Consider the following 23228-nt stretch of genomic DNA (forward strand, 5'->3'; position numbering starts at 1 on the left):
AGACTCAAGCAAATCGAGCTAAGCGTCAGGATTGTCAGGCCTGAACAAAACACTGTATAAATAACCAGACCTAAAGCCTGGGAGCGGCCGTCATGCTCGTGCACCTGTCTGTACATAACTACGCCATCGTTGAACATCTGGATCTTGAACTGGATCGCGGGATGAGCGTAATCACAGGCGAAACCGGCGCCGGCAAGTCGATCATGCTCGACGCCCTCGGCCTGACGCTTGGCGACCGCGCCGACAGTGGCGTGGTACGCCCTGGCTCCGACAAGGCCGACATCCTGGCCACCTTCGACCTGGCGGACATACCCGAAGCCGAAGCATGGCTGGCCGAGCGCGACCTTAATAATGAAGGCCCCTGCATTCTGCGCCGGGTGATCACCGCCGAGGGGCGCTCCCGCGGCTATATCAACGGCACGCCTTGCCCACTGGGCGACCTGAAAGCCCTGGGCGAACTGCTGATCGATATCCACAGCCAGCACGAACACCAATCCCTGCTGAAAACCGATACCCACCGTCGCCTGCTCGATGAGTACGCCGGCGCCACCGATCTTTCCCGGCAAGTTCAGCTGGCCGCCCAACGCTGGCGCCAGACACGCCAGGAACTGGAGCGCCTCTCCAACTCCGGCGACGAACAACGCGCCCGCCACCAGTTGCTCAGCTACCAATTGGAAGAGCTCGAAAGCCTTGGCCTGGGTGAGACAGAGCTGGAGCAACTTGAGCAGGAACACAAGAACCTGACCAACGCCGAAACCTTGCTGGGCATCTGCCGCCAAGTGGTCGAGCAATGCAGCGAGAGCGATTCCGGCAATGTGCTCAACGCACTGACCGCCAGCCTCAACCGCCTGTCCAGTGTGAACAATGCTTCCGGCTCACTGAGTGAAGCGACCACCCTGCTGACCAGCGCACAGATCCAAGTCGAGGAAGCCGTGGGCGAACTCAATCGTTTCCTGGACCATTTCGACGCCGACCCGGCTCGCCTGCAGGAAATAGAAGAACGCCTGGATACTATTTATACCCTGGCTCGCAAGCATCGAATCCAGCCGACTGAAGTCGCAACCATGCAGCAGAAACTGCTGGATGAAATCGAAACACTCAACGCGAACGACGAATCCATCGAACGACTGGGCGAGGAGCTCGCTTCGTTTGCCCGTCATTATCAGGAAAAAGCCCGGGAGCTGAGCGTTCTGCGCCAGCAGGCAGCTACTAGCCTGGCAAGCGCCGTTGAACTGGAAATACAACGCCTGGGCATGCCAGGCGGGCGCTTCACCATCGAGCTGCATCCCAACGCCAGTCAAGAATTGCAGCCCCATGGGCTGGAGCACGTCGAACTGCTGGTGAGTGCCAACCCCGGGCAACCGCTCAAGGCCCTGGCCAAAGTGGCCTCCGGCGGCGAACTCTCGCGGATCAGCCTGGCAATCCAAGTGATTACCGCCCAGACCTCACGCGTACCCACCCTGGTATTCGATGAAGTGGATGTGGGCATTGGCGGGCCAACCGCAGAAATTGTTGGCCAATTGCTGCGTCGCCTGGGGGATCGCGGCCAGGTGCTTACGGTGACCCATTTGCCGCAAGTGGCAGCCCAAGGGCATCAGCACCTGTTTGTGCATAAGGTGCGCGGTAGCGACGCGACACACACCGCCGTCTCCAAGCTGAACAAGTCGGAACGGGTGGAAGAAGTGGCGCGGATGCTCGGCGGTATCGACTTGACCAAGGAGTCCTTGGCTCACGCGAAAAAAATGGTGGTGGCCGCGAAGGCCTGAAGCGACATTTTCCACTCTATAGAAAACACGAAGGCGACCCGAGGGTCGCCTTCAATCGTTTCGCAAAGCAAAACTGCGTCGATTTTTACTTTTTCTTACGGATGTACAACACGAGATTGTGGTCGACCAAATCGAACCCGTGCTCCTCAGCAATCTTGTGCTGCAGCGCTTCGATTTCAGGGCTGGTGAACTCGATAACCTCGTTGGTATCCAGGTCAACCATGTGGTCATGGTGACCACCGTCAGCCAATTCAAACACCGCATGACCGCCGTCGAAATTATGACGAACCACCAGCCCTGCGGCTTCAAACTGGGTCAGTACACGGTAGACCGTGGCCAGGCCGACGTCCTCGTTAGACTCCATCAGCGCCTTGTAAACATCTTCGGCACTCATGTGGCGCTGCTCAGCAGAATCGAGCATTTGTAGAATCTTGACTCGTGGCAGAGTCACTTTGAGACCGGCTTTGCGTAGTTCGCTATTTTCAACCATGGTTAGCTTTCTCGCGGATGCTGCTTCGCAGCTTCTCTTAATACGGGTATGATCGGCGTTTACGTTGTCCCAGCCAAGATAGTGGAAGTCGCCCACCGATGCAAAACACCAAGCTCTTGCTAACCAGTTTCACCTTTGTGGGACTGCTCGCACTCGCCGGTTGTTCATTCCCCGGGGTTTACAAAATCGACATCCAGCAGGGCAATGTCGTCACGCAGGACATGATAGACCAGTTACGCCCGGGAATGACCCGACGGCAAGTACGGTTTATCATGGGTAATCCCCTGCTGACCGACACTTTCCATGCCGATCGCTGGGATTATCTCTACAGCCTGCAGCCGGGTGGCGGTGAACGCCAGCAGGAGCGCGTCAGCGTCATCTTCAATGGCAATGACCAGCTCGTGAGCCTGTCCGGTGACTTCATGCCCGGCGTAAGCCGCGATGAAGCCTTGCTGGGCAAGGACAGCGGCACCAACGTGACCGCACCTGCGCAAGAAGCCGAAAAACCGAAATCCGAGGTACCGGCCAAGCCAGGTTCGTTGCTGGACACCATCCAGAAAGACATCGACAACGTGGAAACCGTGCCCGTCCCGACGCCTGAGCCTCTGGACACCAGCCCGCAATAATTTTGCGCTCGATAAAAAGCCCGGCATGCCGGGCTTTTTGTTGCCTGCCATCTACATAGGCATCTACATAACCTTGGTGCGACGCTGAACCTGTGGGAGCTGGCTTGCCTGCGAAAGCGATCTGACAGTCGACCAGGATCCTGGATCAGATCGAGTACATATCCGCTATCGGAACCGCCCCCTTCCACATTTGGATCGCGGGCATCAGGCAGATATGCGCTGGCTATCAGGGCGTCATCGCAGGCAAGCCAGCTCCCACAGTTGGATCGCGGCGCTCCAGATAGCTAGGCTGCCATTTGGCAAGCTCAAGAGTTCGCCTGCCTGGCCAATGCCGCCTTGGCCGCACGCAACCTGCGCACCTCTTTAGGGTCGGCCAGCAAAGGCCGGTAGATCTCAATACGGTCGCCCGCTTGTACGAAACGCGTCCCGGCATCCGCGACAACCTTGCCAAATATACCCAGCGGGCAATCAGCCAGATCAACATCAGGAAAATGCGCCGCCATTCCCGACGCCCGCACCGCTTCGCGCAAATTAGTGCCTTCAGCCACCTTTACCCCCAGCAACACCTGGCGATCCTCGGCGGCGAACACCACCTCGATCTCAACCATGCAGTTGCTTGGCGCGCTGACAGAATGCGTCCACCAGGGTATTGGCTGCCTGATTGAACAAAGGCCCTAAAGTCGCACGAACAATCGGCCCGGCATAATCAAACGAAAGATCCAGGCTAATCTTGCAGGCCTTGTCCGTCAGCGCCTTGAAGACCCACACACCGTGCAGTTGGGTGAACGGCCCTTCCTGCAGGTTCATTTCGATGGATTGGCCCGGCACCAGCACATTGCGCGTCACAAAATGCTGGCTGAGGCCGCCCTTGGCCACCCCCACACTGGCAACCATGTGCTCGTCACTGCTCTCCAGAACCTCGGCTGTCGAGCACCAAGGCAGAAACTCCGGGTAACGCGCCACGTCGTTGACCAGGTCATAGAGCGCCTGCGCCGGATAGGGCAACAGGGCCGAACGTTGAATATGCGTCGTCATGTGAGCGTTACTTCCACTGCTTAAGGCAAACATCGCGAAAGAACAGCCCAATCCGCGAGAGAAAAAAACCAAAGAACTGCCCGCATTGTCCGGGATTCGTCCAACTCGCTCAAGCACACAGGTTGACCGTAGCCGACACGCTCGCAACTCCCTATAATGCCGCCCCTATGGCTAAACAAAAGAAACACCCCACAGGGACCATCGCGCAAAATAAAAAAGCGCGACACGATTACTTCATCGAACATCGGTTCGAGGCTGGTCTGGTCCTGGCCGGCTGGGAAGTAAAAAGTCTGCGTGCCAGCAAACTGCAGTTGGTCGACAGTTATGTGCTGCTCAAGGATGGCGAGGCATGGCTGCTTGGCAGTCATATCACCCCGTTGACCACCGCGAGCACCCACGTGATTGCCGACCCGGTGCGTACGCGCAAGCTGTTGCTCAATGCCCGCGAACTCGAAAAGCTCGCCGCAGCCGTGCAGCAAAAAGGCTACGCGTGCGTCTGCTTGTCCTGGTACTGGAGCAAGCACCTGGTCAAATGCGAGATCGCATTGGGCAAGGGCAAGAAGGAATACGACAAGCGCGACACCGAGCGCGAGCGCGACTCCAATCGCGAGCTGCATCGCGCCGTGCGCAACAAGGGCAAGGAAGAATAATCCTTGTGACGGTGTAGCCCACGCGGGCTACATCCCTTTGCGTCTCTCCGCCCGAGCCACACGCTGAACCTCCTGACGCACCTCCTCCAACACCTCCTGCACATACAGCAGATGCCGTGTCGAGACTTCACGCGCCTGCTCGGCCCGCCCCTCGATGATGGCCAGGTACAAGTCCCGATGCTGATTGATCAGCATGTCGCGGGTCTCGGTACGCTGCTGGTACATGCCACCAATATTCGTCACCACGTTACGCTTGAGCAGGTCGAACAGCCCGCGAATGGTGTGCAGCAACACGGCGTTATGACTGGCTTCGGCAATCGCCAAGTGAAACCTTGCATCCGCAGCACCCTCCTCCACTCGGCTCACCTCGTCGGCGCGCGCATAGCAATCCTGCAACGCTTCAAACGCTGCGGTCAGCCGTTCACGGTCAACCTCCGTGGCGCGTAACGCCGCGTAATAAGCACACGAAGCCTCAAGGGTCTGACGAAACTCCAGCAGATCGCGCTGCGCTTCGGGATTGCTTTCCAACAAGTGCAGCAGCGGATCGCTGAAGGTCGAACCCAGGGAGTCCACCACATAGTTGCCACCGCCCTGGCGACTGACCAGCAACCCCTTGGCCGCCAGTTTCTGAATCGCCTCACGCAGCGATGGGCGCGACACACCAAAGCGCTCAGCCAACGCGCGCTCGGCCGGCAAGCGCTCGCCCGACTTCAGCGTGCCCTCGAGAATCATCCCCTCAAGCTGCTCGACAATATCGTCAGACAAACGGCGCTGACGCACCTGATCAAACCCCATAACTCACTCTCCACCATCCCGACCACTCGCCGGGGCCCCTATTCTGGCCTATCGACGTGCCGGCGGCACCTATCAGAACGCCTTCAATTTCGCCGATCAGAACACCCCGCCTACCGACCTACGACCAAAGTTTCGCAGGCGGCAAATTGACACACCCCTGCCAAGACTCTTAATCTAGCCCACAGCGATTGTAAATTGGTATTACCAATTACCCAAGCTCACCAAACAACAACAATCAGGGGCCACCCCATATGCAAACCTGGCAACAGCTTTACAGCCCACTCGGCAGCCTCGGCCTGTCCGCACTGGCCGCCGTCATTCCCATCGTATTCTTCTTCCTGGCGCTGGCCGTGTTCCGCCTCAAAGGCCATGTGGCCGGCAGCATCACTCTGGCCCTGTCGATCCTGGTCGCCATTTTCGCCTTCCAGATGCCGGTAGACATGGCGCTGGCTGCGGCCGGTTACGGTTTTGCCTACGGCCTGTGGCCCATCGCCTGGATCATCGTCGCGGCAGTATTCCTGTACAAATTGACGGTCAAGAGCGGCCAGTTCGAAATCATCCGCAGCTCCGTTTTGTCGATCACCGACGACCAGCGCTTGCAGGTGTTGTTGATCGGTTTTTGCTTTGGCGCCTTCCTGGAAGGTGCGGCCGGTTTCGGCGCCCCCGTGGCGATCACCGCCGCGCTGCTGGTAGGCCTGGGTTTCAACCCGCTGTACGCCGCCGGCCTGTGCCTGATCGCCAACACCGCACCGGTAGCGTTCGGCGCCCTGGGCATCCCGATCATCGTCGCAGGCCAGGTCACCGGTATTGACGCGTTCAAGATTGGCGCCATGACCGGCCGCCAACTGCCGCTGCTGTCGCTGTTCGTGCCGTTCTGGCTGGTGTTCATGATGGACGGCCTGCGCGGCGTTCGCGAAACCTGGCCGGCAGCCTTGGTGGCCGGCTTGAGCTTTGCCGTCACCCAATATTTCACCTCGAATTTCATTGGCCCGGAGCTGCCGGACATCACCTCGGCACTCGCCAGCCTGATTGCCCTGACGCTGTTCCTGAAAGTCTGGCAACCCAAGCGCACCGCAGGCGCACAAATTGCCGGCGCTACATCCAGCGTGGCGGTCACCTCCAGCGCCGGCGGCTTCGGCTTGCCGCGCAACACCGTGGTTTCGCCCTACAGCCTGGGGCAAATTTTCAAGGCGTGGTCGCCGTTCCTGATCCTCACCGTACTGGTGACCATCTGGACCCTCAAACCCTTCAAAGCCCTGTTCGCCGCGGGCGGTTCGATGTACGGCTGGGTGTTCAATTTCGCGATCCCGCACCTGGATCAACTGGTGGTTAAAGTCGCGCCCATCGTGACCAACCCCACCGCCATCCCGGCCGTCTTCAAGCTGGACCCGATATCTGCCACCGGCACTGCGATCTTCTTCTCGGCACTGGTCTCCATGCTGGTGTTGAAAATCGACGTCAAAACTGGTCTTACCACTTTAAAAGAGACCTTCTTTGAGCTGCGCTGGCCGATCCTGTCCATCGGCATGGTGCTGGCATTCGCCTTCGTCACCAACTACTCCGGCATGTCCTCGACCATGGCCCTGGTTCTGGCCGGCACCGGTGCTGCCTTCCCGTTCTTCTCTCCATTCCTTGGCTGGCTGGGAGTTTTCCTGACAGGCTCCGACACCTCATCCAACGCCCTGTTCAGCTCACTGCAGGCCACCACTGCGCACCAGATCGGCGTCAACGACACTCTACTGGTAGCCGCGAACACCAGCGGTGGCGTGACCGGCAAAATGATCTCGCCGCAATCAATCGCCGTGGCCTGCGCCGCCACCGGCCTGGTGGGCAAGGAATCCGACCTGTTCCGCTTTACCCTCAAGCACAGCCTGTTTTTTGCCACCATCGTCGGGCTGATCACCTTGGCGCAGGCGTACTGGTTCACCGGTATGCTGGTGCACTGAGGACTGCACGTAATAGGGTAAGAATCGACGCCGGGGCACCCTTCCGGCGTCTGCTATTTCTGGAGGACCGATGAGCCTGCCTGCTGCTTTTTTGAGCGACGTCGCACAACTGATCCCGCAAGATCGCCGCTTCGACGATCCACTTTCCACCCTCGCCTTCGGCACCGACGCCAGCTTCTACCGACTGATCCCACAGCTGGTGATCCGCGTGGAGTCAGAAGACGAAGTGGTAACTCTGCTGCAACTGGCCCAGCGCGACCGCGTGCCGGTGACCTTCCGTGCCGCAGGCACCAGCCTCTCGGGCCAGGCCATCAGCGACTCGGTGCTGATCGTGCTGGGTGATAACTGGAACCACCGCGAAATTCGCGGGCAAGGCACCCAGATCCGCCTGCAACCGGGCGTGATCGGCGCCCAGGCCAACGCCTGGCTCGCACCGTTCGGGCGCAAGATCGGGCCGGACCCCGCATCGATCAACGCCTGCAAAATTGGTGGCATCGTTGCCAACAATGCCAGCGGCATGTGCTGCGGTACGGCACAAAACACCTACCACACCCTGGCGGGCATCCGTCTGGTGCTGGCCGATGGCAGCCGCCTGGACACCGAAGATGCCGCCAGCGTGCAAGCCTTCCGCCAGTCACATGGCGCACTGCTTGAACGCCTGGCTACATTGGGCCGCGAGACACGGGCAAATACTGAGCTGGCGGCAAAGATCCGCCACAAATACCGACTGAAAAACACCACCGGCCTGTCACTCAATGCCTTGGTGGATTTCGATGACCCGCTGGATATCCTCAGCCACCTGCTGGTGGGCTCCGAGGGCACCCTGGGGTTTATCAGTGCGGTCACCTACGACACCGTGATCGATCACCCCAACAAAGCCTCGGCGCTGATCGTCTTCCCGGATGTCGAAACCTGCTGCAACGCAGTCACCGTGCTGAAAACCCAGCCAGTCTCCGCCGTTGAACTGCTGGACCGACGCAGCATGCGCTCGGTACAGGACAAACCGGGCATGCCTGCTTTCGTACAGCACCTATCGGAAAACGCCTGCGCACTATTGATTGAATCCCGCGCCGCTTCGCCATCGCTGCTGCACGAACAACTGACGCGCATCATGGCGTCCCTGGCGGCGTTTCCCGTGGAGAAACAAGTCGACTTCACCGAAGACCCACTGGAAAACGCACGCCTGTGGGCCATCCGCAAGGACACCTTTCCGGCCGTGGGTGCCGTGCGCAAAACCGGCACCACCGTGATCATCGAAGACGTGACCTTCCCGGTCGAACAACTGGCGATTGGCGTGAACCGCCTGATCGCACTGTTCGACAAACATCACTACGACGAAGCCATCCTTTTCGGACACGCCCTGGAAGGCAATCTGCACTTTGTGTTCACCCAGGGCTTCAACAGCAGCGAAGAAGTCGCACGCTATCAAGCGTTCATGGACGACGTCGCGCAACTGGTGGCCGTGGAGTTCGGTGGCTCGCTGAAGGCCGAACACGGCACCGGCCGCAATATGGCCCCTTTCGTCGAACTGGAATGGGGCAGCGACGCTTATCAACTGATGTGGCAACTCAAGCGCCTGCTCGACCCCAACGGCATCCTCAACCCGGACGTGGTGCTCAGCGAAGACCCGCAGATCCACCTCAAGCACCTCAAGCCATTGCCCGCCGCCGATGAGCTTGTGGATAAGTGTATCGAGTGCGGGTTCTGCGAGCCGGTGTGCCCGTCAAAAGGCCTGACCCTGAGCCCGCGCCAGCGCATCGTGATCTGGCGCGACATCCAGGCAAAAAAACGCGCAAGCGTGGACACCACCGAACTGGAAGCGGCCTACCACTACCAGGGCATCGACACCTGCGCCGCCACCGGGTTATGCGCGCAACGTTGCCCTGTAGGCATCAATACCGGCGACCTGGTAAAAAAACTGCGCAGCCGCGAGGCCGACCGTACGAAAACCGCCGACTGGCTCGCCAGCCATTTCGCCACCGCGCTGCAAGGTGCGCGCTTTACCCTGCACGTCGCCAACGGTGCGCGCATGCTGCTGGGGGCTCCACGGCTGGCCAAGCTCTCGAGCACACTGACCAAGCTGTCCAAGGGGCAAATTCCGCAGTGGACCAACGCCATGCCACAGCCCGAAAAGGCCATCCGCTTCAGCCCCGCTGTGACGGACGCGCGCCCGCGCGTGGTTTACCTGGCCGCCTGTGTCTCCCGCGCCATGGGCCCGGCAGCCGGCGATAAAGAGCAAATGTCGCTGTACGACAAAACCCGCCATCTGCTGGAAAAAGCCGGCTACCAAGTAGTCTTCCCCGACAACCAGGACAGCCTCTGCTGCGGCCAGCCCTTCGCGTCCAAAGGCTACGCCGAGCAGGCCGAACACAAGCGCCAGGAACTGATCGGCGCCCTGCTCCACGCCAGCCGTGGCGGCCTCGACCCGATCTACTGCGACACCAGCCCCTGCACCCTGCGCCTGGTACAAGAGTTGGAAGAAACGCGCCTGGACCTCTACGACCCGGTACGCTTTATCCGCACCCACCTGATGGACCGCCTCGACTTCACGCCCCAGGAAGCGCCCATCGCCGTGCACGTCACCTGCAGCACCCAGCACCTGGGCGAGAGCCAGGCCCTGATCGAACTGGCACGACGCTGCGCAAAGACCGTGGTGATCCCCGAAGGCATTCACTGCTGCGGCTTTGCCGGCGACAAAGGCTTCACCACGCCGCAACTCAACGCCCACGCCCTGCGCTCGCTCAAGGATGCCGTGCAATATTGCAGCGAAGGCATCTCCACCAGCCGCACCTGCGAGATCGGCCTGAGCCAACATGGCGGCATCGACTACCACGGCCTGGTCTACCTGGTAGACCGCGTCACCCGCGCCCGCGCCCACTGACCCGGCAAAAAAACCGAACCCTGGCGCACCGGCACAGTCATCTGCATAGGCCTCGACAAACGAGGCCTATCAGTGATGTCGCTGGCAGCGGTTGCACGCCAGCAGCGTCGAGCCCTTTTGCGCAAGGAGACACCCTATGAAGCGTTCCGCTCTTGCTGGCTTGTTCATGACCGCTGCGATGCTCGCCTCCCCCGCTTTCGCCGCCGGTGACAAAGACCTGTGCCAGATCAACCTGGACAAAATCAACAACGGCAAAGCCCTGCTCGCCACCGACACCAGCGGTAAAAGTGGCGAAATAGACACCGCCGTCTCCCAGGCCAAGGCCGCCCACGCCGCAGGTGATGAGAAGAAGTGCATCGAAATCACCTCCAAGGCCCTGCAAGACCTACAGAACAGCGAGAAAGGCGGCCAGTAAGCGAGAGGGCCAACCTTCGGGTTGGCCTTCGCTGACGTTTTGGCGTACACTGCACAGGCTTGTCACTCACTACGAAACAACGAGTTACAAGCACGGGGCCGTTTAGGATTCGACGCCGGTCGCGAAACTTTAGGTGCATGCCGAGTTGGTAACAGAACTCGTAAATCCACTGTTGCAACTTCTTATAGTTGCCAATGACGAAAACTACGGCCAGGAATTCGCTCTCGCTGCGTAAGCAGCCTTAGCCCTGAGCTTCTGGTACCTTCGGGTCCAGCAATCACCAGGGGATGTCTGTAAACCCAAAGTGATTGTCATATAGAACAGAATCGCCGTGCAGTACGTTGTGGACGAAGCGGCTAAAACTTACACAACTCGCCCAAAGCACCCTGCCCTTCGGGTCGCTGAGGGTTAACTTAATAGAAACGGCTACGCATGTAGTACCGACAGCGGAGTACTGGCGGACGGGGGTTCAAATCCCCCCGGCTCCACCAACCTTACATCTAAAGACGTCCACGGACGTCTTTTTTTGTGCCTGAAATCCAGCAAAATCAAGGCTTTAGGGTCTATTAGCGTCCATGGACGTCCGGCACAATCCACGACATCGGGTATTCCAGATGGTATTCCAAGCCCTTCAGTGGTAATTTTTGGAATACCAATTGATGTCATGGAACACCTCATGTGCGCCCAAGCCACCCGCCTCTCTGACCGCCAGCTCAAAGCGGTAAAGCCGAAAGACAAAGACTACGTCCTCAGCGATGGAGACGGTTTACAGGTGCGCGTGAGAGTCAATGGTTCGACGCTCTGGAATTTCAACTATCGGCAGCCGATCACCAAGAACCGCATCAATATGGGCCTCGGCACCTATCCAGAGCTCTCACTCGCGCAAGCCAGGAAGAAGACGGTCGAAGCCAGAGAGCTTCTCGCCCAGGGCATCGATCCGAAAGAACAACGTAGCGAGCTGGCGCAGACAAAAAGGCAGGCAACCGAGCACACATTCGAGAACGTGGCGTCTGCCTGGTTTGAACTGAAAAAGGATTCTGTAACTCAGGCTTATGCCGAGGACATCTGGCGCTCGCTCACGCTGCATGTCTTTCCATCGCTGGGAACAATACCTGTCTCGCAGATCAATGCCCCGATGGTCATCGAGCTGCTACGCCCTTTGGAAACCAAAGGCAGCCTGGAGACAGTGAAGCGACTGACCCAACGACTCAACGAGATCATGACCTACGGCGTGAACTCAGGAATGATTTTTGCCAATCCCCTAAGCGGCATCCGGGCCGTTTTCAAGAAGCCGAAAAAGCAAAACATGGCCGCCCTCCGTCCCGAAGAGCTGCCAGAGCTGATGGTTGCCATCGCCAATGCGAGCATAAAAAGAACCACACGCTGCCTGATCGAATGGCAACTCCACACCATGACCCGCCCTGCGGAAGCCGCTACGACATCCTGGGCTGACATCGACCTCGACAAGAAAACCTGGACGATCCCAGCGGAACGCATGAAGAAGCGACGTGCTCACGTCATACCACTGACCGAACACGCGCTTGCTCTGCTTGAGACTATCAAACCCTATAGCGGCCATAGAGAGTACGTGTTCCCTGCTGACAGAGACCCACGTACCCACTGCAACAGCCAGACCGCCAACATGGCGCTGAAACGGATGGGATTCGAAGGGCGCCTGGTAAGTCATGGCATGCGCTCAATGGCGAGCACTATCCTCAACGAGCACGGCTGGGATCCTGAATTGATCGAGGTTGCGCTTGCCCACGTCGATAAAGATGAGGTACGCAGCGCCTACAACCGAGCAGATTACATCGAACGCAGACGCCCAATGATGGCTTGGTGGAGCGAGCACATCCAGGAAGCGGCGACAGGTAGCCTATCGGTGTCAGCTATTAAGGAAAGCAGGGCCAGAAAAGTCGTTTCTATTCGCTGATATAGGGTCCGGTATCGGACAAAACTAACGGTTCTCGGGCGCGGAGAGCGTCATTGCTCCGACACCTCGTTGTTAGGTCTCTACATTGAACTTCAACGTTGCATACATCTTCTCGAGCCATGGCCCAACGATGCGCTCAGCCTCGTCCCAATGGTCTTCACGAAGCATCGAGTACTTCACATCCAAGTGAATCTCCTTATCAAAGAGGAAGACCGTTTGCGTCTCTAACCAACAATTAGGTGCATGTCCTGCGGTAACGCCAGCAATATTGCTTCACTCTGAACGGCCATGAAAATTGGCGCGACCATTGGTACCGTCGGCTGTGCCGCCCGTGGCTTCAGCGCAACTCTAGCAAGTGGGCCGGATGGTGAGCTCATCGGCGATGTCGGCGGCTGTGCGCGCAGCGCCCAACTGGGCGAGTCGCTCGAACACCACGTTCAGGCTATACGGCTAAAGAGGTAAGTAGACATACCTTCTTTAGCCGTTCGTTGAGCTCATGCCGTGCACTGCACCGAGTTCTGAGCGATATGCAACATGCGACTGGATTCCAACTCTTCGAAATAAGTGCTCGCCACCACGTTAAAGTTTTTTCTCTGACGGCCGATGTCCAGATGCCAGCATTGTACCAATGACGCGGGTGATCCACTGAGCTAGCAAGGACGATAAGGTGCTCAACCTGCCCGCACTACGCCTCCTTACTTGCCCTCAGTTTGCCACGCTGATTGGGGTGCACCTGCCTGAACACAACTTGCGCAGCCCATGAATTTGGATAGCCAACAGATCGCTGCAGACAATCGAGCCCATTTAGTCAGATAGGAAGACACCATGACTGCAGCTGAAGACCTCTCCGAAGGCCTCTATCTTAAACTTATCGATCACATCAGCAACTTGCTCAAAGCCTTGGCACGGGGTGCCGACGATCCAAGCCTAGCCTCGGCCCAAGCAGAAGCGCAGAGCAAACTGCAGGAAATCGAACAAGCGCTGACCAACGCAATCAACAAGCTAAAGGACAACGCCGAACACAAAACCTTCACCGTTGCGTTCTATGGCGAAACCAACGCTGGCAAGTCGACGCTGATCGAAACCTTGCGCATCTTGCTCAGGGAAAACACCAAACGAGAACAACGTCATCGCTTCCTCGCCTTGCAGCAGCAGTCGGGGTTGAGCGAAGAGGCGTTGCAGGTACTGGAAACCGAAATCGAGTCGCTAGACGGTCGCCTGGCCCAGGCCGAAAGTGAAACGGCCGCCGCCGATGCTCGATATGACCAGCGCCAAGTCGAACAGCAGTTGCAAGAAGACGCCCTGCGCGCGCGTATCGAAGAACAGAAACGAAGCGCTGGTCTGATCCAGCGCATTATCAACCTGCTGCGCAAGCTTCCCGAAGAAATCGCTTTGGTGCAGTTGCAGGCCGGCACCTCCGTGCTGCCCATGCAGCGTGAAACCGAACTGACCAGGCTGCGTCAGCAGAGCGAAGAGATTCAGTCCCGGCTAGGCGAAACCCGTCAGCGTCACGCAACGGCACTGGATAGTCTCCAGCAACTGGCGGCCTTCGAAGACGGCAGCATCATCGGTGATGGCCGCGCTGACTTCACCCGTCAAACTCAAGCGTATGCCTTTGATTCAGAAGGGCAGCATTTTCAGTTGCTCGATGTTCCTGGCATCGAGGGCGACGAGAGCAAGGTCAGTGAGCAGATAAACAACGCGGTCAAGCGTGCCCATGCGGTGTTCTACGTAACGTCTAAAGCGGCACCTCCGCAGACCGGTGATGCCGGCCGTCCTGGCACCCTGGAAAAAATCAAGGCGCAGCTGGGTGCGCAGACGGAAGTCTGGACGCTCTACAACAAACGCATCACCAACCCCATGGCTTTGCAAAAAACCGCCCTGATCAGCCCTGACGAGCAGGCCAGCCTGGATGATCTGGACCAGATCATGCGCAAGCAACTGGGCGAGCATTACCAGCGCAGCATGACCCTCTGTGCCCTGCCCGCGTTCTATGCAGCAGCCGATTGCCTGGTGCCACGCTCCACGATAGCGATCAGCCGCAAGAAATTCCTCGATGCCATGGCGCCAGACGCGCTGCTGGAAAAATCCGGCGTCAAGCAATTCTATCGACACCTGACCCGAGACCTGGTCACAAACGTGAAGGCCAAAATACGCCGCTCGAACATGAACAAGGTTCAACTCGCGGTAACCGACGTTTGCTCAGAAGTGAAAGCCATCCGGGTAGCGCAGTTCGCCCCACTGGCCAAAAAACTGCATGAGGAAGCCGAGAACGCCTGCCACCAGCTGCAAATTGCGTTCAAGTCCCTCAACAGCCGCCTGAGCAATGCGGGCGAGCAGGCCATCGGCGAATTTGAAGATGCCGTGCGCAAGCGCGTTTACGACCGCATCGATGACGACATCAGCAACGATGATTTCAAAGCAGTGCTGGAACGGGTACTAAAGAGTGAGCAGTCGACACTGCAAGACAAACTGCCGGCAACACTCGACAAGCAGGTTGATCAGTTCCAGAAGAATGTCAGCGAAATTGTCCAGCGTTTCGAATCGCATGCCAAAGACCTGTTGGCCGGCTACTCACAGATCGGTAAGGCACGTCTGGCCGGAGACTTCAGCCTGAACGTGAGTATCGACAACGGGATCAACGTCGTAGGTTTACTTGCCAGTCTGGCCGGTGGTGCAGTGATGATCTGGAACCCCGTGGGCTGGGTGCTGATGACTATTGGCGTGGCGACGCTACTAGTCGGTCTCGCGAAGGCAGTGTGGAGCTTTTTTGACAGTGACTACAAGAAAGGCCAACAGCGAAAAGCCACCGACAACAACCTCGACAGCGCTTGCGAGGCCATCCGCGACGGTTTCCGCGAAACCCTCGCGCAGGCGCTGCCGCCACTGGAAGAGAAAATCGAACAGATCCGTACCGTTCTGCAGAAGCCCGCCCTGCAAGCACGGCACATCAACCAAAAACTCGACGCTGCCCACCTCGGCCTGAAAAAGATCGCCAGCGACCTCAAAGCATAAGGAACTGCACCATGAATTCGACCCTTGAGCTCTTTCTAAATCAAAACAACAAGGCTCTGGCACTGCTGGACAAACTGCGTGTATTCCTCGAGCAAGGTGCTGCACTGGGCGTCAACATCGACCCGACACTGCTGAGCAAACTCGAACATGCCAGCCAGAACCTGGCCAACGACAAGCTCAAAATTGCCTTGATCGGCGGTTTCTCTGAAGGCAAGACGTCCATCGCTGCGGCCTGGATGGAACGTCTCGACAAATCCAGCATGAATATCAGTCAGCAGGAGTCATCGAACGAGGTGAAAGTCTACGAAGTGGATGACAACTTCGTGCTGATTGACACTCCCGGGCTATTTGGTTTCAAGGAACAGTACAACGCCGATATCAATGCGATGGAGAAGTACAAGGACATCACGCGCAAATACGTCAGCGAAGCCCACCTGGTGCTGTACGTGATGAACTCAACCAACCCGATCAAGGACAGCCATAAAGATGACCTGAACTGGCTGTTCCGCACGCTCGACCTGCTACCGCGCACCGTATTCGTATTGAGCCGTTTCGACGAAGTGGCCGACGTGGAGGATGAGGCGAGCTACGCGCAGCACCTGCAGGTCAAACGCAACAACGTCGAAAGCCGGCTTCGCGAGTCCATCGACGCCAGCGACGCGGAGGTGGCGGCACTGAGCATCGTCGCAGTGGCGGCAAATCCGTTCGACATGGGCACCGATTACTGGCTCGAGCGGATCGAGCAGTTCAAGACACTTTCGCACATCAATAACCTGCAACAAGCAACCGCCGGCAAGATCCAGTCCAGCGGCGGCTCTGCGGTGATCGTCGAGCAAGCGCGAAAGAGCGTGATCCTCGACGTGCTGCACAAAGAGTTGCCAGTGGCGGTGGAAAACGACCAACGCCTGGGCGAAGAAGTAGAGCGCCTCAGCGGCGTCGGCCGCACGCTCAGTCGTCAGCTTGATGGTGCCAAGGGTCAGATCGGTGAGGTACGCATTGGCCTGCGCGAATTTGTCACCCGTTATTTTTCCGGGTTGATCATGCGCACTGAAGGGCTGACCCAAGAGACTTTCAAGGAGTTCTTTGAGCGCGAGATTGGGCGCGATGGGGTCATGGTGACCACACGCCTGCAAAACGAATTCGATCGTCAACTTAACGGGGTGAGCCAGGAGCTCAGCCGCATGCGCCTGAGCTTCGACTCCGAAATCGATCACTTCAACACCAACGTGATCAACCTGGGCAAGCAAGGCGTGAACTATGTGATCAAGGGCAACCTGATCAACAACGGCAGCATTCTGGCTGCCCGCGACGGCATCGTCAGCGTGGCCAAGACCCTCGGCGTGGATTTGGGCAAGGCACTGAAATTCAAGCCTTGGGGCGCGGTTAACCTGGCGAAAAATCTCAACGGTATTCTGTCGGTTGCAGGCCTAGCACTGGAGGCCTGGGACAGCTATGAGCGCAAGAAACGCGAGGATCAGTTCAGACAAGCCATTGCAGAGATGGTGGACAACTTCAACAACCAGCGTGAAGAACTGTTGAACATGATTCAGGACGTCTCGTTCGAGGAGCGATTCTTCCCCGACTACGCCTCGCTTGATGCCAATGCTGCTGATGTTCAGGTTGCCATCGACACGCAGAAAAAGCTACGTGAACAATTCAGGGAATGGCGCCAAACCGGGGAATTGATCGAAGCCGAATTCACCCGGATTGAGGGCTAAGATCATAATGAACACGATGTGCGTAAGCCGCTGGTTAATGGTTTCTCCAAAGGGCCCCGAAACTTGCGCCGAGAATGGCGCCCTGGTGCATCTGCGCCAGGGCGATGCCGACGGCGCTTGCGGCCCATACGCGCTGATGATGGCGTTGCTCACACTCGGCGTGCTGGAGCGTAAAGAGATCACTGATATGAACCTCTGGGATGGTCGCAGCCGCGAAGGCAAGTTTCGTAACGCGCTGATCTCCCATGGCGCGTTGATTTCTTCCGGTACCAACGGCGAGGATCTGGCGAGCCTTGCCCAGCATTTCCGTGGAAGCGGCATTGAAGCCGAGCACGTGACAGGCAGCAAAAAACAGCTAGTCAGCGAACTACGCGATGCACTGGACAGTGACGGCATTCCATTGATAGGCGTAAGTTGGTCGAAGCATAGTGGCCACTGGATGATGGTCGTGGGCCATCAAGGCTATGTGCACGAAGGTCAATATCAACTGACCCATTTGCTCTGTCTTGATCCTAGTACTGAAGCCCCCAGGGCCTCCCTCTGGAACGCAGTGATTGAGGTATTCACTGAAGAGGGCCAGTCAGTGTCCCGAGGTATCTACAGCAGTAATCACTGGGGAATGGACGGCCATACCAGCGCCTGCAAGCTTGATGAAGCGGTTGTGCTCGAATGCAATGAGGAGTGATAAAAACATGTCAGACAACGCATTTGAAAAGGACTACTCGGACGATTCCTTCTGGGAAAAAGTCAAAAGCTACGCAAAATCCACAGGCGAGGCCGCCCTTGAGCCAGCGCTGAAGATGTATTACGCCGCAACAGACTCGGATACCCCAACGTGGGCGAAAACTACCATTTATGGAGCGCTGGGATATTTCATCTCACCGATCGATGTCATCCCGGATATCACTCCAATCGTAGGATACACCGACGACATCGGAGTTTTATGCGCGGCTTTGGCCGCAACCGCGACCCACATCAAGGACGAGCATGTGACACGGGCAAAGGAAACACTGAAACAGTGGTTCTCCTGATCGCAACGTGATAGCTCACGTAAGACAGTGTCCAAATGGGCATCGATAAAACCTGGGCCATCACAATGTGACACACCATGCCCCCTCCAGACTCCTGGACTACCAACCCCTCAGGCAAGTCACCGACTTGAACGCGACAACCATCACATCAACCTTACACGGCGCGTTCGCTGCTCCTTGAGCTGCCTGCAACGCGCCGAGCAGGCCGAGGTGGTCGACGGGCGATTCGTGTTTCTGTGGATCGCCCTCAATGCTGCCTATGTCACTGAATCGATGAAACCCAACGATTGGCCGAGTGTCCTGGGGGCAAGCAAGGGTGAAAGGCATGTACCCGGCAAAGTGCCCATGGTCTCGCGCAAAACGGCCTTTTACCATTGGTGCAACCTCCTCCAAATATCACTGGAAAATGCACTTAGCGACGCAGAAGCAACTCAGCCAACGTCCGTTCAACCCACCCCGCAGCTCGCATCTTCAACGCTTCGCTCCCGCACTTCGGGCACTGCATGAACCATTCCCCCGGTCCCAGCGCGTCACTCCTGGGTGCCACTGTTTTCTTCCAACCACACTCACCACACACAAACGTAAATGGCCTGGGCTTTATAGGCATCGCAGCTCTCCTTAAAATTTATCCATAGTCGTCTCCATCAGCGCTCTCAGCCAGCGGGATACGCCAGCTCAATCTGCTGATCAAACTCTCCACCATACCCACAGTACTCACGCGGAATGCGCTCGACGTCCTCGGCGATTTGCACAATCACTTCGCGCAGCTCCAATTGTTCGAACCACCGAGCAGGAATCGCCGCAACACCATACTGAACACCCAACAAGTGCCCGGCTATGAGCCCGGTACTGTCGCTATCGCCACTGTGATTCACCGCCGTGATCACGCCCTCTTCGAACGAACGCGCTGCAAGGGCGCACCACAAGCCGATAGCCAGCGTTTCTTCGGCGACCCATCCGCCACCGAGCTCGCCTATTCGTTGCGGAGTGGGCTGGTAGCCCTCGTAAACGAAGAAAAGTACGCGCTCAATGAGACTCCGTGTTTCTTCCATACCCGGCGTTTGTCCATATTTGGCCAAGCTCTGAGTAACCGCGTGCCCCAAGCTGTCTTGCCGATCGGCAATGCGTTGGAGAATATCGGCAAACAACCCGGCCGCCAGGTAGCCCGTAGGATGTCCGTGAGTCAGGCGGCCCGACTGGGCAGCGTAGTCAAAGGCGTTTGCAAAAAAGGCGCAGGGCGCAACGCGCATCAACGCGCCACAGCCTTTGCTGTTGTTCTCGGCAACGGCGCCAAGCCGCGGACTGGCCTTGAGTGCACCTAGGCAAGTAGTGCCAGGGGCACGCCGAGACCAGAGCTCCGATTGCTTGATCAGCCAGCCGTCCACGCCGATCGGCATCGCCGTAGGGTAGTTCTGTGTTATCAGCCAGCGCAGCAACGAATGGTGAATAATGCTGGGGACGTGGCAAGTCCCTCGTGAGCTGCCGCACACATAAGCCCGCAGCAAGCCTTCTGCGGTGAAAAGCATCATCTGCGTGTCGTCGGTGATGGCGCCGGTGGTACCGAAAGCAGGGGCAAAATCAACGATACCTTGCGGACCGAACTTAGCTTCAATTGCAGACCACTCGAGAAACTCCACTGGGGCGCCTAGCGCATCACCGACGGCGCCGCCAAGCAGGCAGCCCTTGATCCGTTCAAGTCTGTTCATGTCCTTTCCCTTATCCCTCTGCGGGGATCAATTTCTGCAGAATCACCAGCTTTCTTTGCAACTGCTTGACGTGCTCTTTCTCGGCTCGCAACGCCGATCGCAGTTCGCGGTTTTCCATTTCCCAGATCCGCGCCCAGCGCACATTTTTTTGGCAGCCCCTAGCCATCTGCCAGAGCTCACGCAATCTCAGACACTGGTGCAGTAACACCAGCAGGATTGCTCCCATCATCAGCAATGCACCTGTCGAAACCGCTTCCGACATACTCATGTCCACTTCCTTTCGTGACTTCAATTCATTTCGAAGACAGATACACGATATGTAGTGTTAAACGACAGGTCTAGAATGTAGACTTATACAGGTAAAGTATTCGCGCACATGGAGAGGGAATGAAACGCAAGCAGTCCATCGAACAGGTCCGCTGGGATCTGGCACTTCGCTATCGTTTGATTGAGACCGTTGCCTGGTGGGAGGGCCGGTTGACCACGGGACACTTGATGCAGAGCTTCGGCATCAGCCGTCAGCAGGCGTCCAAGGACATCAACACCTACATCACAGAACATGCGCCTAAAAATCTTACATATGACAAAAAAATAAAAGGCTACGTGCCCAGCAAGACGTTCACGCCGCTGTTCATCGACGACAGCGCCAGCGCCTATTTGCATCTGCTTTACCAGAATAACGAACGCGCTCCGCACATCGATGGGCTCGCACTGGCCTACGCCCACACCAAGGTGCTGGAAGTCCCGGATCGTCCGATTCGGCCGGAGGTCCTGCGCCCATTGCTCAAGGCCTGTCGCGATGGCCTGCGCCTGGAAACCGAGTATGTGTCGCTCAATACTCCGAACGTGGAGATTCGCCTCATAGCCCCTCACACGCTGGTCTACACCGGTATGCGTTGGCATGTTCGGGCTTACTGCGAGAAGAATGGCCAATACCGCGACTTTGTACTCAGCCGCCTGCGCGGTCAGCCGGATTTGCTCGACGAATCGCAGAACACCCGTGAGCTGGATGAAGACTGGAATACCGAGATCCCCGTCATCTTTGCAGCCGATGGGAGATTGAACGCGGCGCAGAAGTCAATCATCGAAACCGACTTCGGCATGATTGATGGCCAGCTAGTAGTGCCCAGCCGTAGAGCGCTGGTGAAATATGTATTGCAGCGGTATCAGATCGACCCGAGAAACCAGGCCACTAACCCCGAGGCACAGCAGATCGTGGTAACCAACCTCAAGGACCTGCGCCCCTGGCTCATGAATGACTGATTCCAAACACTGACATACACTCAACAAGCCGCCACTTGAAGCTTGTCAGTTTCAGCCACTCGGTAGACCAGTGCCGTGAAAATAGAAATGATGCGTTAAAGCCAACAAGAACCACGCCAATGACTGATGACTCCTGAGCTGTGACAAAGCGGTAAATAGAACACACAAGGATTGCAACATATTGAATTTTATATAGTTTAAACAGGCCGGGTGGCGACTTACTCACTCCTAGCTCAATGCCACACGCCGCGCGTAAACCATGCGTAATATTTGGCTGACCCCGGCGGTTATTGCAGCATTGATAAAATTATTGCTGTTTGAAATCCCATTCAAAATAAATTCAAACCTATATCACCTCAATGAACGCCCACCGCATTGACTGCGGTAGGGATAAAGCGCGCCAGCAATTCGCTAAGCACGCTCTTCATTCGAGAGGATCTGCGTATGTATACCCTTTGCCCTAGCTGCGACTCAGGACGCGTAGTAACAAAAAATATCGGCAAGCAAACGGGTGGATTGATTGGCGCCGCAGGCGGCGCTGTACTAGGCATTGTCGGTGGGCCCGTAGGGATCGCTGTGGGCAGTATCGCAGGAGCCATTTTCGGGGGACTTTTTGGAGGGGCATCTGGCGGCATCGCAGGTGCCACGCTGGGTGAAAAGATTGATGAAAGGGTGCTGGATAACTATCAGTGCCTGGAGTGCGGTTACAACTTCAGCGTCAACCGCTAAATCGTTGTGAACAGGCATCGCTGCCTGTTGATGCGACGCTAGCTCCACTCACTCAACCATTAAAGCGCCTGGTCAGCTTCTGCTGGCCGGGCGTTTTTTATGCCGCACAGGAAACCATCATGGGCACACAATCTCTGGAACAGCGGAGCAGGCATTGCGCTGTTTTGTACCCACAGGCCAGTGGGCAAAGCCTGGACGTCAGCCAGGTCACTCAACTCTGTACGACCTTTATCGAACTGCAGAGCGTGCGCGGGTCGATTGCTTTGCAGGAAAAACAGGAGGCTCAGCTCAAGCAAACGTTGCAACAGGCCATGGCCGAGGCAAGTCGGGCGACCTTCGCAACTGGCTGCATCACGTGGAAGAAAGCCAAAGACAGCGCGGAGGACTCCGGTGCCATCTTCGAGGAGTTCTTCCCTGCAGTTGAAGTCAGCCCAGCCCTATAGAGCCCCAAGCCCAACTGGCAGCGTCTGCCAAACCCTCACTCGCCCAAAAGCTGGAGTCGCAAGCCTCGCGGCACAACGGCAAGCCCACCGTTTAGTAACCGGGCTTCTCAAAACCCCTCCGTTCTCACGCCTTCGTACAGGAATACCCGCATGAAATATCACAAACTCCAAGCCGGTGAAATGACTGGTACCTACGTCATGGAATCTCCGGTCACAGAGGCCGATATCTTGCAGATGGCTCAACAACTGGCTATGAGTCGTCTATCTAAAGGCCGGGCACTGACTGAGCCCAAGCAGGTCTTCAGCCACCTGCAAACATTGCTGCAATACCACGAGCACGAAGTCTTTGCTTTGCTACTGCTCGACACCAAGCACCGGGTAATAGGATTCAGGGAGCTATTCCGAGGTACCCTGGATGGTGCCAGCGTGTACCCACGGGAAGTGGTCAAGATCGCTCTAGAGCTAAACGCCGCTGCCGTAATTATGGTTCACAACCATCCCTCCGGCGACCCGGAGCCCAGCCAAGCCGATCTTACCCTGACCACAACGCTCAAGAACGCCCTGAACATGGTCGGAACCCGAATATTGGATCATGTCGTCGTGGGCCATGAAGGTTGTGTGTCGTTGGCTGAACGAGGTTATCTGTAATCCCTACAGGTTGGCTTACTCATCCCGTCCGATAGACTGCCTTGGCTGATGCCAGGGTGGTCATCGGTATGAGTCGCCTCTAAGAGCATCCCCTGATAGCTCTTTTCGAGGAAATGATCATGGCAATGCGCTCTTTAT

20 protein-coding genes, 1 other RNA gene and 1 pseudogene are annotated in these 23228 nt (G+C 57.3%); 16 read left to right on the forward strand and 6 right to left on the reverse strand.

Annotated features, from left to right (window positions below):
• Positions 1 to 92 precede the first annotated feature (92 nt).
• Positions 93 to 1766 (forward strand): DNA repair protein RecN, encoded by a 1674-nt coding sequence (recN, locus tag CLM72_RS24035; RefSeq protein ID WP_105228516.1) that lies wholly within the window; start codon positions 93 to 95, stop codon positions 1764 to 1766.
• Positions 1767 to 1851: 85 nt separating this feature from the next.
• Here recN and fur read toward each other — a convergent pair whose 3' ends face one another.
• Positions 1852 to 2256 (reverse strand): ferric iron uptake transcriptional regulator, encoded by a 405-nt coding sequence (gene fur / locus CLM72_RS24040; RefSeq protein ID WP_003194220.1) that lies wholly within the window; start codon positions 2254 to 2256, stop codon positions 1852 to 1854.
• 98 nt (positions 2257 to 2354) lie between these two features.
• On the opposite strand from fur, the gene CLM72_RS24045 reads away from it, so the two are divergent.
• A complete protein-coding gene (locus CLM72_RS24045; RefSeq protein ID WP_019817954.1) occupies positions 2355 to 2882 on the forward strand; it encodes an outer membrane protein assembly factor BamE in 528 nt (175 codons plus the stop codon).
• Positions 2883 to 3187: 305 nt separating this feature from the next.
• Here the strand turns inward: CLM72_RS24045 and CLM72_RS24050 are convergent, their stop codons facing one another.
• Together CLM72_RS24050 and CLM72_RS24055 are read right to left on the reverse strand one after the other, a co-directional pair.
• Positions 3188 to 3490 carry an RnfH family protein gene (locus CLM72_RS24050; RefSeq protein ID WP_105228518.1) on the reverse strand — a complete coding sequence of 101 codons (303 nt, stop codon included), beginning with the start codon at positions 3488 to 3490 and terminating at the stop codon, positions 3188 to 3190.
• Positions 3483 to 3917, reverse strand: coding sequence for a type II toxin-antitoxin system RatA family toxin (locus tag CLM72_RS24055; protein ID WP_003194226.1), 435 nt, complete (start codon positions 3915 to 3917; stop codon positions 3483 to 3485). Before CLM72_RS24055 ends, CLM72_RS24050 begins: the two co-directional genes overlap by 8 nt.
• 167 nt (positions 3918 to 4084) lie before the next feature.
• Here CLM72_RS24055 and smpB point away from each other — a divergent pair, with 167 nt between their 5' ends.
• Positions 4085 to 4567 (forward strand): SsrA-binding protein SmpB, encoded by a 483-nt coding sequence (smpB, locus tag CLM72_RS24060; RefSeq protein ID WP_014719962.1) that lies wholly within the window; start codon positions 4085 to 4087, stop codon positions 4565 to 4567.
• Between the two features lie 27 nt (positions 4568 to 4594).
• Here smpB and CLM72_RS24065 read toward each other — a convergent pair whose 3' ends face one another.
• Positions 4595 to 5362, reverse strand: a complete 768-nt coding sequence (locus CLM72_RS24065) for an FCD domain-containing protein (RefSeq protein ID WP_014719963.1) — start codon at positions 5360 to 5362, stop codon at positions 4595 to 4597.
• Positions 5363 to 5613: 251 nt separating this feature from the next.
• Between CLM72_RS24065 and CLM72_RS24070 the strand changes: the two genes are divergently transcribed.
• The 9 genes from CLM72_RS24070 to CLM72_RS24110 all read left to right on the forward strand — a co-directional run bounded on the left by CLM72_RS24070 (position 5614) and on the right by CLM72_RS24110 (position 18301).
• A complete protein-coding gene (locus CLM72_RS24070; RefSeq protein WP_020301770.1) occupies positions 5614 to 7308 on the forward strand; it encodes a lactate permease LctP family transporter in 1695 nt (564 codons plus the stop codon).
• 70 nt (positions 7309 to 7378) lie between these two features.
• Entirely contained in the window at positions 7379 to 10189 is a 2811-nt protein-coding gene (locus CLM72_RS24075) for an FAD-binding and (Fe-S)-binding domain-containing protein (RefSeq protein WP_105228520.1), read from the forward strand.
• Positions 10190 to 10325: 136 nt separating this feature from the next.
• A complete protein-coding gene (locus tag CLM72_RS24080; RefSeq protein ID WP_020301768.1) occupies positions 10326 to 10604 on the forward strand; it encodes a hypothetical protein in 279 nt (92 codons plus the stop codon).
• A 94-nt stretch (positions 10605 to 10698) separates the two neighbouring features.
• Positions 10699 to 11095: a transfer-messenger RNA gene (ssrA, locus tag CLM72_RS24085) on the forward strand.
• Positions 11096 to 11280: 185 nt separating this feature from the next.
• Positions 11281 to 12537, forward strand: a complete 1257-nt coding sequence (locus CLM72_RS24090) for an integrase domain-containing protein (protein WP_105228522.1) — start codon at positions 11281 to 11283, stop codon at positions 12535 to 12537.
• Positions 12538 to 13362: 825 nt separating this feature from the next.
• Complete coding sequence (locus tag CLM72_RS24095; RefSeq protein WP_105228524.1) at positions 13363 to 15552, forward strand: hypothetical protein; 2190 nt, start codon at positions 13363 to 13365, stop codon at positions 15550 to 15552.
• Between the two features lie 11 nt (positions 15553 to 15563).
• Positions 15564 to 17270 carry a LeoA/HP0731 family dynamin-like GTPase gene (locus CLM72_RS24100; protein ID WP_105228526.1) on the forward strand — a complete coding sequence of 569 codons (1707 nt, stop codon included), beginning with the start codon at positions 15564 to 15566 and terminating at the stop codon, positions 17268 to 17270.
• Between the two features lie 7 nt (positions 17271 to 17277).
• Positions 17278 to 17955, forward strand: a complete 678-nt coding sequence (locus CLM72_RS24105) for a hypothetical protein (protein ID WP_054990313.1) — start codon at positions 17278 to 17280, stop codon at positions 17953 to 17955.
• Between the two features lie 7 nt (positions 17956 to 17962).
• Positions 17963 to 18301 (forward strand): YkvA family protein, encoded by a 339-nt coding sequence (locus tag CLM72_RS24110; protein WP_105228528.1) that lies wholly within the window; start codon positions 17963 to 17965, stop codon positions 18299 to 18301.
• Positions 18302 to 18954: 653 nt separating this feature from the next.
• On the opposite strand, the gene CLM72_RS24125 is transcribed toward CLM72_RS24110, so the two are convergent.
• Positions 18955 to 20007, reverse strand: coding sequence for an ADP-ribosylglycohydrolase family protein (locus tag CLM72_RS24125; protein ID WP_105228530.1), 1053 nt, complete (start codon positions 20005 to 20007; stop codon positions 18955 to 18957).
• A gap of 10 nt (positions 20008 to 20017) precedes the next feature.
• A complete protein-coding gene (locus CLM72_RS24130; protein ID WP_105228532.1) occupies positions 20018 to 20275 on the reverse strand; it encodes a hypothetical protein in 258 nt (85 codons plus the stop codon).
• A 119-nt stretch (positions 20276 to 20394) separates the two neighbouring features.
• On the opposite strand from CLM72_RS24130, the gene CLM72_RS24135 reads away from it, so the two are divergent.
• The 4 genes and pseudogenes from CLM72_RS24135 (at position 20395) to radC (ending at position 23090) form a co-directional block, all read left to right on the forward strand.
• Positions 20395 to 21270: a WYL domain-containing protein gene (locus CLM72_RS24135; protein ID WP_105228534.1), complete on the forward strand. Its 876-nt coding sequence runs from the start codon at positions 20395 to 20397 to the stop codon at positions 21268 to 21270.
• Between the two features lie 444 nt (positions 21271 to 21714).
• A complete protein-coding gene (locus tag CLM72_RS24140) occupies positions 21715 to 21999 on the forward strand; it encodes a hypothetical protein (protein WP_105228536.1) in 285 nt (94 codons plus the stop codon).
• Positions 22000 to 22132: 133 nt separating this feature from the next.
• Positions 22133 to 22537: pseudogene (locus CLM72_RS29395) on the forward strand (hypothetical protein); the annotation flags it as partial.
• Positions 22538 to 22592: 55 nt separating this feature from the next.
• Entirely contained in the window at positions 22593 to 23090 is a 498-nt protein-coding gene (radC, locus tag CLM72_RS24150; RefSeq protein ID WP_017847381.1) for a DNA repair protein RadC, read from the forward strand.
• Positions 23091 to 23228: the final 138 nt, after the last annotated feature.

Source organism: Pseudomonas sp. MYb193 (assembly GCF_002966775.1).
GTDB lineage: Bacteria > Pseudomonadota > Gammaproteobacteria > Pseudomonadales > Pseudomonadaceae > Aquipseudomonas > Aquipseudomonas paracarnis.